Annotated in this window: 2 protein-coding genes (1 of these 2 running past the window's edge); both read right to left on the reverse strand. The window is 69.3% G+C overall.

Annotated features, from left to right (window positions below):
- Complete coding sequence (locus NPS58_RS14180) at positions 1-14,127, reverse strand: non-ribosomal peptide synthase/polyketide synthase (RefSeq protein WP_274115979.1); 14,127 nt, start codon at positions 14,125-14,127, stop codon at positions 1-3.
- Positions 14,124-18,000, reverse strand: the final stretch of a protein-coding gene (locus NPS58_RS14185) for a non-ribosomal peptide synthetase (protein WP_274115980.1). The gene runs 7,064 nt beyond the window's last position; the window shows 3,877 of its 10,941 coding nt (coding positions 7,065-10,941); its start codon lies off the right edge, out of view; the stop codon is at positions 14,124-14,126. The genes NPS58_RS14180 and NPS58_RS14185 overlap by 4 nt, the downstream gene beginning before the upstream one ends.

Genomic DNA, 18,000 nt, shown 5'->3' on the forward strand with positions numbered 1-18,000 from the left:
TCATGAGAGCCGCTCGCAATGATCGATCAGGCGGTGAAGTTCGGCCTCGAAGGTATCGAGCAGGGCTTGCACGGTGTCCGGGCGGTAGCGCTTGCGGCTGTAGATGCAGCGCATGCCCAGGCGGCCGTCGTGGACCTGGCCGATGATCTCCAGCCAGTTGGCCAACGGTGCCGACGGGCTGTGCAAGTCACCCAGGCTTTCCTGGGCCGCGCCGAACAGCGCCTGGCCGCTACCCACCTGGTCCAGCTGGCCGAGGTAGTTGAAGGTGATGCGCGGCGGCGGTAGTTGCGCCAGCGCCTGGCGCACCTCGGCACGCCCCAGGTAGCGCAAGGCACCGAAGCCCAGGCCGCGCTCAGGCAGTTGGGCCAATTGCTCGCGCACCGCCCGCACCGAGTCGACCACCTCGCCGGTGCCCGGGCGCAGATGCACCGGGAACATGCTGGTGAACCAGCCCACCGTACGGCTCAGGTCGAGCTCGTCGAACAGGTCTTCGCGGCCGTGGCCTTCGAGCTGGAGCAACACCGAGTCGTTGGCGCTCCAGCGGCACACCGCCCGTGACAGTGCAGTGAGCAGCAGGTCGTTGATCTGTGCCTGCAGGGCCGCCGGGGCTGCCTTGAGCAGCAACTGGGTGCGCTGCGGATCGAGGCTGATGTGCGCCTCGCCCGCTGTACCGACCAGGTTGCGCCCGCGGGGGTTGTCGACCGGCAGTTCCAGGGCCGGGCCTGCGCCCACCTGTTGCAGCCAGAAGGCCAGCTCGGCCTCGCCCTCGGGGCTGCGTGCCCGCGTCTGCAGGCGCTGCGCCCAGTCGCGGTAGCGGCTGGTGGGCCGGGGCAGCTTGGCCTCGCGGCGGGCGCAGGCCGCCTGGTAGGCGGCGAGCAGGTCCTCGAGCAGGACCTGCCAGGACACCCCATCGACGGCCAAGTGATGAATCACCAACAGCAACCGCTCGCCGCCTTGCGCCAGGCGGGCATGCAGCACGCGCAGCAGCGGGCCCTGGCTCAGGTCGAGACTGCGCTGGGCGCGCTGGATCGCCGCTTCCAACTCGGCGCTGTCGGCAAGCTCCAGTTGCCAGAGCACCGCGACCTGCGCGGCCTCCTCGACACTGGCATAACGCTGCGACCAGCCACCCGCGCCCGGTACGAAGCGCAAGCGCAGTGCCTCGTGACGTGCCAGCAGCTGGTCCACCGCCTGCTTGAGCGCAGCGTCCTGCAGCGGTTGCAGCACATCCAGGAGCAGCGCCTGGTTAAAGTGCTGGCGCTGCTCCATCGGCACCTCGAACAACCACTGCTGGATCGGCAGCAAGTTGAACAACTCACCCTCGGGCAGCACCTGCTCGGCCGTGGTCGCCACTGGCGTCGGCGCGTCGACCGGCGCCAGCAGCTCGGCGATGGTCGGCTTGCGCATCAGGTCGCGCAGACGGACTTCCCGCTGCAGCTGCGGATGGTTGCGCACCCGCGAGACCACCTGCAGGCTGAGAATCGAGTCGCCGCCCAGCTCGAAGAAGTTGTCGGCGATACCCACCCGCTCCACGCCCAGCACGTCTTGCCAGATGCCTGCCAGCACACGCTGCTCCTCGGTCTGCGGGGCGACGAAGTGGTTGTCCAGGCTGACCTGCGGCGCCGGCAGGGCGAGGCGGTCCACCTTGCCATTGGCGTTGAGCGGCAAGGCGTCGAGCACCAACACATGCACCGGCACCATGTAGTCCGGCAGCCGCTCGCGCAAACGCTGGCGCAACGACTCGCCCAGGCCGTCGCTGGCCACCGCCGCCACGTAGGCCACCAACTGCTTGCCGCCCTGGCCGTCCAGGGCCACCACCACGGCGCTGTGTACCTGCGGCTGCTCGCGCAAGCGCGCCTCGATCTCGCCCAGTTCGATACGAAAGCCGCGCACCTTGACCTGGTGATCGAGCCGTCCCAGGTAGTCGAAGGTTCCATTCTCGCGGCGACGCACCAGGTCACCGGTGCGATACAGGCGCCCGCCAACGCTGAATGGATCGGCGACGAAGCGCTCGGCGGTCAGCCCCGGTCGCTGGTGATAACCCCGCGCCAGGCCTTCGCCACCGATATACAGCTCACCCGCCACACCTTCCGGGACCGGACTCAGGTCGCCATCCAGTACGTGCAGGGTACGCGCCCCCACCCGCTCGCCAATCGGCGCATAGGCCGCACCGCAGGTGGTGGCGCCCTCGGCCTTCCACAACAGCGGCGTGATGACCGTTTCGGTCGGCCCGTAGCCATTGATGATCGCCTGCGGCCGCAAGGCTGCTCGGGCACGCTCGAACGCAGCCTGCGGTACCGCATCGCCACCGAAGCAGTACACCCGTACCGGCGGTGCCGTGCCGTCGGCCTCGGCCTGGCTGGCCAGGGCCTGCAGGTAGGCCGGCGGGAACGCGGCCACCGTGACCCCGTGCGCAGTCATGGCGGCAAGGGTCTGCTGCGGCGTCCACAGTTCATCGTCACGGATCAGCAGGCTGCCCCCGAAAAGCAGCGGAACCAGCCAGCGCTCGTGGGCACCGTCGAAGGCGAACGACATGAAGTGCAGTTCGCGATCCGACGGGCTCATGCCGTAGCGCTCGCCAATCGCCTCGCAGTGCATCGCCAGGGGCCCGTGCGACACCGCCACCGCCTTCGGCAACCCGGTGGAACCGGAGGTGTAGATCAAGTAGGCCAGGCTGTCGGCATGCACCTCCACGCACGGTGCCCGATCGTCCAGCGCATCCAGCGCCAGGCGGTCGAGGGCCAGACGGGTCACGTCCGCCTGCGCAGGCAGTTGCCCGTCCAGGCTCGAATGCGCCAGCAGCAGGCGCATACCCGAGTCGCGCATGATGAAGGCCAGGCGCTCGGCCGGGTGGCGAGTGTCCAGCGGCAGGTAGGCCGCGCCGCACTTGAGCACCGCCAACAGCGCCACCGGCCAGTCCACCGAGCGTGGCAGGGCAACCCCCACCACGGTTTCCGGCCCGGCGCCCTGCCCGCGCAAGAACTGCGCCAGGCGGTTCGAGCGCGACTCGAGCTCGGCGAAGGTCAGGCGCTGGTCACCGCTGAGCACGGCATCCCAGTGCGGGCTGCGCCGCGCCCATTCGCCGATGCCCTGGGTGATCGACGGCAAGCTGCGCCGCGGCGCCAGGTGGTTGTGCCGGGCGCGCGCCAGCAGCTCCTGCGGGACGAGCATGACCAACTCGCCCAGCGCTTTGCCGGCGTTGTCGCAGAAACCGTCGAGCAACTGCTCGAGGTGGCTGCGAATACCCTCCACCTGGCTCAGGTTGAAGTGCTCGCGCAGGAACATGTACTCGATATCCAGCGTCTCGCCGAGGGTGACCATCAGGTCCATGGCGAAGTTGGTCACGCCATGGCCGCGCACCGTCTCGAACTGCAGCTCGCCGTCGTCCCATTCGCTGAGCAGGCGATCGACCGGCTGGTTCTCGAACACCACGATGCTGTCGAACAAGGCCTGCCCGCCGCGCCCGGCCCAGCGTTGAACCTGGCTCAACGGCGTGTGCTCGTGCTCGCGCACCGCCAGGTTGTAGGCCTGCAGCGCCTGCAGCCAGTCGCCCAGGCGCTGTTCGGGCAGCGGCGCCTGGACGATCGGCAGGGTATTGATGAACAGCCCCAGGGTGTCCTGCGAGCCGGGCAACTGCGCCGGGCGGCCCGACACCGTGGCCCCGAAGGCCACGCAACGCTGGCCGGTATAGCGCTGCAGAAGCAGCAGCCAGGCCGCTTGCACCAGGGTGTTGAGCGTCACCCGCTGGCTGCGGGCGAAGTCTTTGAGCCGCGCCGTGCGGGCGCCGTCCAGATGGCTGTAGATCGCCTGGTGACCGCGTTCGCTGCGCTCACCGCCCAGCGCCTGGGCAAGGAAGGTCGGCTCCTCGAGCGGTTGCAAGCGTTCGCGCCAGAAGCGCTCGCTGACCAGCGGATCGCGGCTTTGCAGCCAGTCGATGTAGTCGCGGTAGCGGCCCGGCGCCGGCAGCGGCTGGCCAAGATAGCGACGCAGCACCTGGCCGATCAGCAGCGACAGGCTCCAGCCATCGAGCAGCAAGTGGTGGTAGGTCCACACCAGGCGGTAGCGCCGTGCGCCCAACTGCACCAGCAGCAGGCGTTGCAGCGGTGCCTGGCCGAGGTCGAACGGCCGCTCGCGCTGTTCACGGGCCAGGGCCTGGGTCTGTTCTTCGCTTGGCGACGCTTCTCGCCAGTCCAGCAGCTCGACCGGCAGCGTCACCTCGCGGTGGATCACCTGCATGGCGTCGGCGAAGCCTTGCCAGACAAAACTGCCGCGCAAGCTGTCGTGCCGGTTGCTGACTTCGTCCCAGGCGGCAATGAAGCGTGACGCATCCAGGCCGTCGATCACGACGTCCAGCTGGTTCACGTACAGGTCGCTGCCGCTGTCCAGGGCATGGAACAGCATGCCCTGTTGCATCGGCGACAGCGGCACGATGTCTTCAATCGCCTCCAGGCCCACCGGCAGCGCTGCCCGGGCCTCTTCGCCCAGGCTGGCAAGGTCGATCCGCGCCACGGCGCGCTGTGCCGCCTGCGCCTGAAGCGGCTGTGCCTGGGCAGCCAGGGCCCGTACGTTCTGGTACAGGAACAGGTCGCGCGGGGTCAGTGCCAGCCCGGCCTCACGGGCCCTGGCCACCACCTGCACGGAAACGATCGAATCGCCGCCCAGCTCGAAGAAGTTATCCTCGGCACCCACCTGCGCCACGTTCAGCACCGCCTGCCAGATCGCCGCCAGTCGCTCTTCGACCGGGCCTTGCAGCGGCACCTGCTCACGGGCTTGCAGCTCGGGCTCGGGCAAGGCCTTGCGGTCCAGCTTGCGGTTCGGCGTCTGCGGCATGCGCTGCAGGCGCATCAGCCGCGCCGGCACCATGTAGTCCGGCAACTGCGCCTGCAGGCGCTCGCGCAACCGGCCCAGCAGGGCCTCGTCGGCGTCGGCGTCGGCCACCACATAGCCCACCAACTGGTTCTGCCGCGCCACCACGGCCGCTTCGCGCACCGCCGGGTCGGCCAGCAGGCAGGCCTCGATCTCGCCCAGCTCGATGCGAAAGCCGCGGATCTTCACCTGCTGGTCGATCCGTCCCAGGTACTCCAGCGCGCCATCGGCACGCCGGCGCACCAGGTCGCCGGTGCGGTACAGCCGTGCACCGGTGCCGAACGGGTCGGCAACGAAGCGCTCGGCCGTCAGCCCCGGGCGGTCGTGATAACCCCGCGCCAGGCCTTCACCGCCGATGTACAGCTCACCGGCAACGCCCAACGGCAACGGCTCCAGGTCGTCGTCCAACACATGCAGCGAGGTGTTGGCCAGGGCCTCGCCAAGCAGCACCTGCGGGTGCTCGGCATCCAGGTGATAGCGCGCCGACCACACCGTGGTCTCGGTCGGCCCGTACAGGTTCCACAGGCCACCGGCGACCGCGGTCAGGCTGCGCGCCAGGTCGGCCGGCAGCGCTTCACCGCCGCACAGCACCTGGCGCCCGGCCAGGGCCGGCAGGCGCGGGTGCTCGGCAAGCATGCGCCAGGTCGAGGGCGTGGCCTGGATCGCCGTCACCTGCTGCTGCTCGATCTGCGCCCACAGGCGCTGCGGATCGCGCGCGGTGTCGCGGTCCACCAGCACCACGCTGGCGCCGCTGACCAGCGGCAGGTACAGCTCCAGTACGGCGATGTCGAACGACAGCGAGGTCAGCGCCAGCAGCCGGCCGTTCTCCGCCAGCCCCGGCGCCTGGGCCATGCTGGCGAGGAAGTTGCCCAGCCCGGCGCGGCGCACGGCCACGCCCTTGGGCTTGCCGGTGGAGCCGGAGGTGTAGATGACATAGGCCAGGTGCTCGCCCTGGGCCACGGCCGGCAGGTTGCTGTCCGGGTAGTCGGCGGCAGGCTGGTCCAGCCACCAGCACTCGGCCGCAGCACCCAGCGCTTGCAGGGTGCCTTGCAGGCTGGTGTGGCTGAGCAACAAGGTCGCACGGCTGTCGTCGAGCATGTGGCGCAGGCGCTCGGCGGGGAACTCGGGGTCCAGCGGCACATAGGCGCCACCGGCCTTGAGCACGGCCAGCAAGGCCACCAGCAACTGCGGACCGCGCTCCAGGCACACGCCCACGCGCGCATCCGCGCCCACGCCTGCCGCTTGCAGGCGGTGGGCCAGGGCGTTGGCCTGGCGGTTCAGCTCGGCATAGCCCAGGCACACATCGCCCTGGCGCACGGCAATCGCCTCGGGCGCACGGGCCACCTGGCGTTCGAACTGTTCCACCAGGTCGAAGCCCGCCACGCCGTGGTCGCGCGCAGCACCGGCATCCAGCAATGCCGCCCGTTCGCCAACGCCCAGCAACGCTACCCGCCCCAGCGGCTGGGCAGGTTCGGCCAGCAGGGCCTCGAGCAGCTGGAGGAAATGCCCGGCCATGCGCTCGATGCTGGCACGCTCGAACAGGTCGCTGGCGTAATTGAAGGTGCACTCGAACTGCTGTTCGCCACGCTGATCGACGAACAGCCCCAGATCGACCTGCGCGGTACGCCGCTCGCCCGGCAGGCTCGACATCTGCAGGCCCGGCAATTGATCGCGCAGCCGTACATCGTGCCGCTGCAGGCTGAACAGCACCTGGAACAGCGGGTTGTGGCTCAGGCTGCGTTCCGGCTGCAGCGCCTCGACCAGTTGCTCGAACGGCAGGTCCTGATGCGCCTGGGCCGCCAGTACGTTGTCGCGTACTTGCACGAGCAGCGCGCTGAAAGGCTGCGCCGGGTCGACCTGGGTACGCAGCACCTGGGTGTTGACGAACAGGCCGATCAAGCCTTCGCACTCGCCGCGCAAGCGGTTGGCTACCGGTACCCCCACGCACAGGTCGTCCTGGCGGGCATAGCGGTGCAGCAACACATTGAAGGCCGCCAGCAACAGCATGAACGGTGTCACCTGCTGCCCCTGCGCCTGGCGCACCAACGCGCCAGCCAGCGCGCCCGGCACGTTGACGCAGACATGCGCGCCACGGTAGCTCTGCTGGGCCGGACGCGGGTGGTCGGCCGGCAACTCGAGGATGCGCGGCGCGCCCTCCAGCTGCGCCTGCCAATAGTCGAGCTGACGCGCGCCCTCGCCGCCGGCCAGCCAGTCGCGCTGCCACAGGGCGTAGTCGATGTACTGGATCGGCAAGGCCGGCAGCGCGGCATCCGCGCCGGCACGCTCGGCGGCATACAACTGGCCCAGTTCGCGGACCAGAATGTCCATCGACCAGCCATCGCCGACCATATGGTGCAGGGTCAGCAACAACTGGTGCTGCTGCTCGCCCAGGCGCAGCAACTGGCCGCGCAACAGCGGGCCGTGTACCAGGTCGAACGCGGCCCGGGCCTGGGCCATGCGCAAGGCCTGCGCTTCGCCGTGGGGATCGGCTTCGGCGCGCAGGTCGCTGAACGACAGGCTGAAGCGGCTGGCCGGCAGCACCTGCTGGTAGACCTCGCCCTCCTCGCTCGGGAAGCAGCTGCGCAGCGCTTCGTGGCGTTCGAGCAATGCCGCGAGGGCGCGCTCCAGGGCCAGGCGGTCCAGGGCCCCGTCAAGCTCCAGCGCCACCGGCATGTTATAGGCATCGCTGCCCGGGTCGAGCTGCCAGAGGAACCACATGCGCTGCTGGGCGAACGACAACGCCGGGCGCGCCGGGCGCTCACGGGGCAGCGGTACGCTGGCCGATGCCCCGCCACTGCGCTCCAGGGCCAGGGCCAGGCCTGCCACGTTCGGCGTATCGAACAGCGTGCGCAGCGGCAACTCGATGGCAAACGCCTCGCGAATTTTCGCAACGATGCGCACCGCCAGCAGCGAATGGCCGCCGATCTCGAAGAAGTCGTCGTCGCGCCCCACCTGCTCCACGCCCAGCACCGACTGCCAGATCGCCGCCAGCCGGATTTCCCGCTCGCCCTGCGGGGCACAGTAACCGCGCGCCTGCCATTGCGGCGCCGGCAGCGCCTTGCGATCGAGCTTGCCATTGGGGCTCAGCGGCATGCTCTCCAGGTACAGCAATTGCGCCGGTACCATGTAGTCCGGCAGGTGCTCGCGCAACTGCTCGCGCAGAGTGTCCAGCAAGGCTTGCGGGTCTGCCTGGGGAGTGTCGGGTGTCACATAGCCCACCAGCTGCGCCCCGGCATTTCCTTGCCAGGCCACCACCACCGCTTCGCGCACCCGTGCATGTTCCAGCAGGCGTGCCTCGATCTCCCCCAGCTCGATGCGCAGGCCGCGCAATTTGACTTGGTGGTCGATCCGCCCGACATAGTCGATCACCCCGTCCGCGCGCCAGCGCGCCAGGTCACCGGTGCGATACATACGCTCGCCCGCCGCGCCGAACGGGTCGGCGACGAAGCGCTCGGCGGTCAGCCCCGCCCGCCCCAGGTAACCCCGCGCCAGGTTGGCGCCGGCAATGTACAACTCGCCCGCGACCCCTACCGGCACCGGCTGCAGCTGGCTGTCGAGGATCATCAGCCGGGTGTTGGCGATCGGCCGGCCGATGGGCACGCTGTGCCGGCCCGGCTCGTCGACGCAGTGCCAGTAGCTGACATCGATGGCCGCTTCCGTCGGCCCATAGAGGTTGTGCAGCGCCGCGCCGTGCTGTTGCTGGAACTGCTGCTGCAACTCGAAGGGCAGCGCCTCGCCACTGCACATGACCTGGCGCAGCCCGCTGCAGGCCGCCAGCTCACCGGCGGCAATGAACGCCTGGAGCATCGATGGCACGAAGTGCAGCGTACTGATGCGCTGCTCGACGATCACCTGGCGCAGGCGCGCCGGATCGCGGTGCGCGCCGGGCTCGGCCATGACCAGCGTGGCGCCGGTAAACCACGGCCAGAAGAACTCCCACACCGACACGTCGAAACTGAACGGGGTCTTCTGCAGCACCCGGTCGTTGCCATCGAGGCGATATTCGTCCTGCATCCATTGCAGGCGGTTGAGCAGCCCCGCGTGATGGTTACCCACGCCTTTCGGGCGACCGGTGGAGCCGGAGGTGTAGATGCAGTAGGCCAGGCTCTGCGGCGGGTAGTCGATCGCTGGCGGCGACGCCGGCTGGTCGTCGGTCTGCGCCCAGTCGCGGTCCAGGCACCATACCGGCGCGGTGCAGGCCGGCAGGCGCTCGAGCAGGGCTTGCTGGGTGAGCAGCAACGGCACCTGGCTGTCCTCGAGCATGAACGCCAGGCGGTCGGCCGGGTAGTCCGGGTCGAGCGGCAGGTACGCGCCACCCGCTTTGAGAATGGCCAGCAAGGCAATGGCCAGTTCCGCCGAGCGCTCGGCGAAGACCCCGACGCGCACATCGCAGCCCACCCCCTGGCTGCGCAACCAATGGGCCAGGCGATTGGCCCGCGCCTCGAGCTCGGCATAACTGAACTGGCGCTCGCCGTGCACCAGCGCACAGGCGTGCGGAGTACGCTCGGCCTGGCGCCGGATCAGCTGCGGCAGCATCGGCGCCTGGCTGTAGTCGCGCCCGGTGGCATTCCAGCCATCGAGCAATTGCGCGCGCTCGCTGCTGGCCAGCAAGGGCAACCGCTCCACGGCTTCGTCCGGCGCCTGGACAATGGCCTGCAGCAGGCGCTGGAAGTGCCCGCCAAGGCGCACGATGGTGTCGCGTTCGAACAGGTCGGTGGCATAGCCGAAGCTGCCGAGCAACTGACCGTCGGCACACTCGCGGGTGTCCAGCACCAGATCGAACTGGGTGCTGCGCCGGGCCGAGGCCAGCGCTTGGACCGTCAACCCCGGCAGCGCCAGGCTGGCCAGGCTGTCGACCCGGTCGTGGTTGAACAACACCTGGAACAGCGGGTTGTGACTGAGGCTGCGCTGCGGTTGCAGGGCTTCGACCAGTTGCTCGAACGGCAGGTCCTGGTTGGCCTGGGCGTCCAGTACGTCGTGGCGGGTCTGGGCCAGCAGCCGATTGAACGAAGCTTGGCCGTCGATGTTCAGGCGCAACACCTGGGTGTTGACGAAGAAGCCCACCAGACCTTCGGTTTCCTCCTGCTGGCGGCCACCGATGGGCAGGCCGATGCGCAGGTCGCACTGGCCGCTGTAGCGCATCAACAAGGTGCCGAAGGCTGCCAGCAGCAGCATGAACAGCGAGCTGCCCTGCTCCAGCGCCAGGCGTTGCAGTTGCTGCGCCAGTTCAGGCGCCACCGCGAAGTCGACACTGTCGCCACTGAAGCTCTGTTGCGCCGGGCGCGGGTGGTCCAGGGGCAGCTCGAGCAGCGGATGCTCGCGCCCCAGGTGCTGGCGCCAGTGCGCCAACTGGCGTTCGCATTCGCCACTGGCCAGCCACTGCCGCTGCCACACGGCAAAGTCGGCGTACTGGATCGCCAGCGCGGGCAAGTGCGCGACCGCGCCGTCGAGCCGGGCGCGGTAGCAGGTGGCGAATTCGTCCAGCAGCAGCTTCACCGAAGCACCGTCGGCGATGATGTGATGCAGGGTGAGCAACAGCACCTGCTCGTCCGCCGCCAGGCGCACCAGCCGCACGCGCAGCAACGGGCCTGTGGCCAGGTCGAAGCCCTGGCGGGCCTCCTCGGCCATCTGCTGCGCCAGTTGCGTTTCGCGCGCATCGGCCGCCAGGTGGCGCAGGCTGACCTCGCTGAACGCCAGCGGCAGGTCGTCGATGACCCGCTGGCGGACCTGCTCGCCATCGTCCTCGAACACTGTGCGCAGCGCCGGATGGCGCGCCTGCAGCTGGGCGAACGCCGCCTGCAGCGCCGCCACGTCCAGCGTGCCGCGCAGGCGCAGGCCGCCGGAAATGTTATAGGCCGCGCTGTCGGGCGCCAGCTTCCACAAGAACCACAGGCGCTGCTGGTTGAACGACAACGGTGCGCCGTCGGCATGCACCAGGGCCTGCAGCGCCGGCGCCGGACTGGCGGTGGCGGTCTGGGCCAGTGCCGCCGCCAGGTCGCACAGGCGCGGCGTGTCGAACACCTGGCGCACCGGCACCTCGAGGCCCAGGCGCTTCTTCAGGCGGGCTACCACTTGCACCGCCAGCAGCGAATGACCGCCCAGCTCGAAGAAGTGGTCCTGCGCGCCCACTTGAGGCAGGCCGAGCACTTCGCTCCAGAGCTGCGCCAGCAGTTGCTGGTGCTCGCCCTGCGGGGCCTGGTAGCCATCGCTGTCGGTCTGCCAGACCGGTTCGGGCAGCTGGTTGCGATCCAGTTTGCCGTTGGCGTTGCGCGGCAACTGCGTCATCACCATGATCCGCGCCGGCACCATGTAGTCCGGCAATTGCTCGCGCAGCAGGCCACGCAGCTCGGCGCCCAGTTGCTCGTCGTCGGCCGCTACATAGGCCACCAGCTGCTTGCCGGTGAGGGTTTCGCGCGCCACCACCAGCGCCTCGCGCACCCGCGCGTCGGCGCGCAGGCGCGCTTCGATCTCGCCCGGCTCGATGCGAAAACCACGAACCTTGATCTGATGGTCGACCCGGCCCAGGTAGTCGAGGATCCCATCGGCGCGCTGGCGTACCAGGTCGCCGGTGCGGTACAGGCGCCCGCCCGGGGCACCGAAAGGGTCGGCCACGAAGCGCTCGGCAGTCAGCCCCGGGCGTTGGAAATAGCCCCGCGCCAGGCCCTCGCCACCCAGGTAGAGCTCGCCGCACACGCCGGTCGGCACCGGGTTCAGGTCGCCATCCAGGACCCAGGCACTGCGTGCGCCGACGCGGTCGCCGATCGGCGCGTAGCCGGCCTGGCACTGGTCGGCCGGGCCGGCCTTCCAGATCATCGGCGTGACCACTGTTTCGGTCGGCCCGTAGCCATTGATGATCCACGCCGGGCGCAATACCCGGCGGACCTGTTCGAAACTGGCATGCGGCACCGCATCGCCACCGAAGCAGTAGACCCGCACCGCCGGCACGTCGTCGCGGCCTTCGGCATGCTCGGCAATCTGCTGCAGGTAGGCCGGCGGGAACGCCGCGACGGTCACCCCGTAGCGGCCCATGGCCTGGTAAGTCTGCTCCGGCGTCCACAGGCTGTCGTCTCGCAGCACCAGGCTGGCGCCGTGGGTCAGCGCGGTGAGCCAGCGCTCGTGGGCACCGTCGAAGGCAAACGACATGAAGTGCAGCTCGCGGTCGGCGGGCGTCATTTCGTAGCGCGCGCCGATGGTCCGACAATGCATGGCCAACGGGCCATGGGCCACAGCGACCCCTTTGGGCAGGCCGGTGGAACCGGAGGTGTAGATCAGGTACGCAAGGTTGTGCGCATGGGGCGTTACCGGCGGGGCCTCATTGGGCTGGTCGTGCAGCTCCAGCAGGTCCAGATCCAGGCGCTCGACCCCGTCCGGCAGCGGCGCCCGGCGCGGGTCGCGGCTGTCGCCCAGCAACCAGGCAAGGCCGGCATCGCGGATCTGGTACGCCAGGCGCTCCTGCGGGTAGTCCAGGTCCAGCGGCACATAGGCCGCACCGCTCTTGAACACCGCCAACAGCGCCACCAGCAAGCGTGGCGAACGAGGCAGGCCGACACCCACGCGGCTCTCGGGGCCAACGCCACGGGCGTGCAGGTAGCAGGCCAGTTGATTGGCCTGGCGCTCCAGCTCGGCGAAACTCAGGACCTGCTCGGCGCAGCGTACGGCCGGGGCGTTCGGGGTGCGGGCGGCCCACTCGGCGATGCGCCGGTGCACCAGTTGCTCGTCCACGGCGCCGGCAGGCAATGCATTCCAGGCTTGCAGCTGTTGCCAGGCCGCAGGCTCGTGCAGGTCGAAGTCGCACAGGCGCTGGTCCGGGCACTCGGCGATCTGCTCGAGCAGCGTCTCCAAATGCCGGCGCCAGCGTTCGATGCGCGTCGCGCTGAACAGGTCGGTGGCGTAGCTCAGCTCACAGAACAGGCGCCCCGTGGCATCTTCGGCGGTGTCCAGGGCCAGGTCGCAGTCGACCGCGCGCATCACCGGCGGCAACGACTGCATGCCCACGCCGTGCAAGCTCTGCAGGGCAGCGGTGTCGTACCACTGGTGGTTGTAGATCACCTGGAACAATGGGTTGTGGCTGAGGCTGCGCTGCGGCGCCAGCGCCTCGACCAGTTGCTCGAACGGCAGGTCCTGGTTGGCCTGGTCGGCCAGCGTGCCCTGGCGCACGCGCGCCAGCAGGGCTTCGAAGGATTCGCGCCCATCCACGGCAGTGCGCATTACCAACGTGTTGACGAAGAAGCCGATCAGCCGCTCGCTTTCGCTGTTGCCACGTCCGGCAATCGGCACACCGACGCGCAGGTCGGCCTGCCCGCTGTAGCGATACAACTGCACCTTGAACGCCGCCAACAGCAGCATGAACAGCGTTGCGCCGCGCGCCTGGGCCACCTTGCGCAGGCGCCCGGCCAGTGCCGGTTCAATCTCGAAGCCCAGCACCGCGCCCCGGCCGCTGGGCCGCGCCGGGCGCTGATAGTCGAACGGCAGCTCCAGCGACGGTGCTTCACCGGCCAGGCGCTGCAGCCAGTATTCCAGCTGGCGCTCGCCCTCGCCGGCCTCCAGCAGCTTGCGTTGCCAGGCCGCGCAGTCGGCGTAGTGCGCAGTCAGCGGCGCCAGCCCGGTGGACTCACCGCGGCAATGGGCGTTGTAGCCGCGAGTGAACTCGTCCACCAGCAAGTTCATCGACCAGCCGTCGGCGACGATATGGTGCACGCCCAGCAACAGCAGGTGCTCATCGGCGGCCAGGCGCAGCAGGGTCACGCGCAGCAGCGGCCCGTTGGCCAGGTCATAGGGGGTAGTGGCGCAGGCCATGTGCAGGGTATCGACACGGGCCTGGCGCGCCTGGGGCTCGAGCTCGGCGAGGTCTTCGCATGCGAGGTCCAGCTCCACCGAGGGTTCGATCAGCAGGTGCGGCTGACCGTCCACGTCATGAAAGCGGCTGCGCAGGTTTTCGTGGCGGGCGAGGATGGCGCCCAGGGCACTGGCGACCGCCGCCCGGTCCAGCGCGCCGGTCAGGCGCACGGCGCGGTGCAGGTTGTAGGTGGGTGCCTGGGGGTCGAGCTTCCAGATGAACCATTGCCGGCTCTGCGCGGCAGACAGCGCCAGCACGCCGTCACGCGGCAGGCACGGCACCGGCAGGCGGCGCAGGTTGACACCCGCGGCCACCAGCTTGGCGAGAAACAGTTGCTGCTTGTCCTGCGGCAGTTGGGCCAGGCGTGCGCTGATTGCCTGCAACTCACGGTCCTGCGCCGCTACCTTGGGGTCGAGGACACTACTCATTCGGCCTGCTCCAGTTCTTGCAACAAATCATTCATGAAATCCAGCTCCAAACCGTCGTCAGCGGCGGCAGGTGCACCTTCCAGTTGTGCGGCAAGGGCGCCGACGCTGGGGTAGTCGAAAAGTGTTTGCAGCGAAAGGTCGATGCCAAAGCCCTCGCGGATCCGCGACAACAGCCGGGTCAGCAGCAGCGAATGCCCGCCGAGCTCGAAGAAGTCGTCGTCGCAGCCAACCCGCTCCAGCCCCAGCAGCTCGCACCAGATCGCCGCCAGCTGGCGCTCGTGCGCGGTGCGTGGCTCGACATGCAGCCGCGCTTGCCAGTCCGGTGCCGGCAGTGCCTTGCGATCGAGCTTGCCATTGGGCGTTTGCGGCATCCGCGCCAGTACCACCACCTGCGCCGGCACCATGTAGTCGGGCAACGCGGCTTGCAGCTGCTGCTTGAGCAGCGTGGAAAGCGCCGGGATGGACAGCTGCGGCGTGGCATCCGCCTCGGCGTAAGCCACCAGCACCACCCCCGCCGGCCCGGGACGGGCCACCACGGCGGCTTCGCGCACACCCTGGCAACGGCGCAGGCAGGCTTCGATCTCGCCAAGTTCGATGCGGTAGCCGCGGATCTTCACCTGCTGGTCGATACGCCCGATGTACTCCAGCGCATCGCCGCGCCAGCGCACCAGGTCGCCGGTGCGGTACAGGCGCTCGCCCGGGCTGCCGTAGGGGTCGGCAACGAAGCGTTCGGCGGTCAGTCCCGGCCGGCGGTGATAACCCCGGGCCAGGCCCACGCCGCCGATGTACAGCTCGCCGGCCACGCCTTCGGCTGCCGGCTCCAGGCTGTCGTCCAGCACATGCAACGAGGTACCGGCGATGGCCTCGCCGAGCACCACCTGCGCGGCATTGCTGGCGAGACGCTTGCGCGCCGACCAGATGGTGGTTTCGGTCGGGCCATAGAGGTTCCACAGCTCACCGACCACGGTCTGCAAGCGTGCCGCCAGGTCGCTCGCCAAGGCTTCCCCGCCACACAAGGCACGCACGCCCTGCAGCCCGTTGAAGCGCGGATGCTCGCTGAGCATCCGCCAGGTCGACGGCGTGGCCTGCACGCAACCCACCTGCCGATCGGCGATGTACTGCAGCAGGCTCCCGGCATCGCGGGCCAGCACCCGCTCGGCCATCACCACGGTGGCGCCCTGCAACAGTGGCAGATACAGCTCCAGCGCCGCGATGTCGAACGACAGCGAGGTCAGCGCGAGCACCTTCTCGCCCTCCTGCACACCCGGTGCCTGGGCCATGCTCAGGAGGAAGTTGGCCAACGCCCCGTGGCGCACGGCAACGCCCTTGGGCAATCCGGTGGAGCCGGAGGTGTAGATGACATAAGCCAACTGCTGCGGGTCGATGGCCGGCAAGGCCACGGCGGCCTGCGGGTCATCCGCCAACACCAGTTGGTCCACGCACCAGCGCTGCTGGCCGGGGGCCTGCGCTGGCAGTTGGTCGAGCAAGGCGCTGTCGGTCAGTAGCCAACGGGCGCCGCTGTCATCGAGCATGTGGCGCAGGCGCTCGGCCGGAAATTCCGGGTCCAGCGGCACATAGGCAGCGCCGGCCTTGAGCACGGCCAGCAAGGTCACCAGCAACTGGCAACGTCGTTCCAGGCACACCCCTAGCAGCGCATCCGGTCCCACGCCGTGGGCCAGCAGATGCCGGGCCAGGCGCGTGGAGGCCTGGTCCAGGCCGGCATAATCGAGGGTTTCGGCCGCGTCGGTGACGGCCGGCAGGAACGGCGTGCGCAGTGCCTGCTCGGCAAACAGCCCGGGCAGGCAACGCCCGTTACCCAGTGCCGGCGTTTGCCGGGCACGCTCGATGGCCCGCTGGCGAGCCGCCGGCGAGAGCATTGCCATCTGGCCGAGACGGCGCTCGGCATCCCCCGGCAGTGCGCGCAGCAACTCGCTCAGGTGCCCGCCCAACTGCGCCAGGAACTGCTCGCTGAACGCCTCGCCACGGGCCGCGAAGGCCAATTGCAGTTGCTCGCCCGGGTGCACGGTGAGGGTCAGCGGGTAGTGGGTGGACTCGCGCTGGCGCACGGCATCGATGCGCAGGCGCTGGATCGCGCGGCTGCGCAAGGCGGCGTCCACCGGGTAGTTCTCGAACACCAGCAAGGTGTCGAACAGCGATTGCCCGGCGCTGCCCGCCCAGCGCTGCACCTCGTACAGCGGCACGTGCGCCTGCTCCTGCAACTGCAGGGTCTCGCCCTGCAACTGCTGCAGCCAGTCGCCCAGGCGCTGGTGCGCAACCGGCTCGGCGATCAGCGGCAAGGTATTGATGAACAGCCCGAGCATGTCGCCACTGCCGGCAAGATCGGCCGGCCGCCCCGCCAGGGTAACGCCGCAGCACACCACGCGCTGGCCGCTGTGACGCTGCAGAAGCAGCAGCCAGGCCGCTTGCACCAGGGTGTTGAGGGTGACGCGCTGGCTGCGTGCGAAATCCTTGAGACGCGCACTCGCCCCGGCGTCCAGCTCGATCTCGAGCAGGTGCTGCTGCGCCTGGGCAGGCACCCCCGGCGAGGTCCCGGCGAGCAAGGTCGGTGCATCGAGTGTCGCGGTGCGTGCGTGCCAGAACGCTTCGCCGCGCTGGGGATCCTGGCGCTGCAGCCAGTCGATGTAGTCGCCGTAGCGCCCCGCTGGCTGCGCAGTGCTTTCACCGGCATAGCTTTCATCGTCATAGCGCGCCAGCCACTGCTCGATCATCCGCGCGCTGCTCCAGCCATCGAGCAGCAGGTGGTGATAGGTCCAGATCAAGCGGTAGCGCTGCCCCTCCAGGCGCAGCAGCTGCACCCGCTGCAACGCCGGCACATCGAAGCTGAACGGCAGGCCGCGCTGCTGCGCGGCGAAGTGTTCCAGTGCCTGCGGGCTGCAGTCGCGACCGCGCCAGTCGTGTTCTTCCCAGGCATGCGGAACCTGGCGGTAAACCAGTTGCAGCGGTTGCTCCAGGCCCTCCCAGGCGAAGGCCGTGCGCAGTATCGGATGGCGCTCGATCAACTGTTGCCAGGCCTGGTGCAGTCGCTGCGGCTGCAGGTCGTCGAGGTCGAAGGCCAACTGGTTGACGTACACGCCCTCGGCACTGTCGCCAAGACCATGGAACAACAAGCCTTGCTGCATGGGCGACAGGGGGTAGGCGTCTTCCAGTACATCGCGGCCGACCGGCAGGCGCGCCCACTCGGCATCGTCCAGCGACACCCGGAGGCTGGCGGCAGGCACTGCGTGCTGTGGCGCCAGTTGCCCGGCGACCAGGGCCAGGCGGCGGATGGTCTGCTGTTCGAACAGGTCGCGCGGGGTCAGTGCCAGCCCGGCCTCACGGGCCCGGGCCACCACCTGCACGGAAACGATCGAATCGCCGCCCAGCTCGAAGAAGTTATCCTCGGCACCCACCTGCGCCACGTTCAGCACCGCCTGCCAGATCGCCGCCAGTCGCTCTTCGACCGGGCCTTGCAGCGGCACCTGCTCACGGGCTTGCAGCTCGGGCTCGGGCAAGGCCTTGCGGTCCAGCTTGCGGTTCGGCGTCTGCGGCATGCGCTCCAGGCGCATCAGCCGCGCCGGCACCATGTAGTCCGGCAACTGCGCCTGCAGGCGCTCGCGCAACCGGCCCAGCAAGACCTCGTCGGCGTCGGCGTCGGCCACCACATAGCCCACCAACTGGTTCTGCCGCGCCACCACGGCCGCTTCGCGCACCGCCGGGTCGGCCAGCAGGCAGGCCTCGATCTCGCCCAGCTCAATGCGAAAGCCGCGGATCTTCACCTGCTGGTCGATCCGTCCCAGGTACTCCAGCGCGCCATCGGCACGCCGGCGCACCAGGTCGCCGGTGCGGTACAGCCGTGCACCGGTGCCGAACGGG

The organism is Pseudomonas putida, from assembly GCF_028682455.1.
GTDB classification, from domain to species: domain Bacteria; phylum Pseudomonadota; class Gammaproteobacteria; order Pseudomonadales; family Pseudomonadaceae; genus Aquipseudomonas; species Aquipseudomonas putida_AA.

Coding starts and splice junctions, on each gene's coding strand:
- NPS58_RS14180 (WP_274115979.1), bottom strand. CDS start 14,127: ATGAGTAGTGTCCTCGACCCCAAGGTAGCGGCGCAGGACCGTGAGTTG.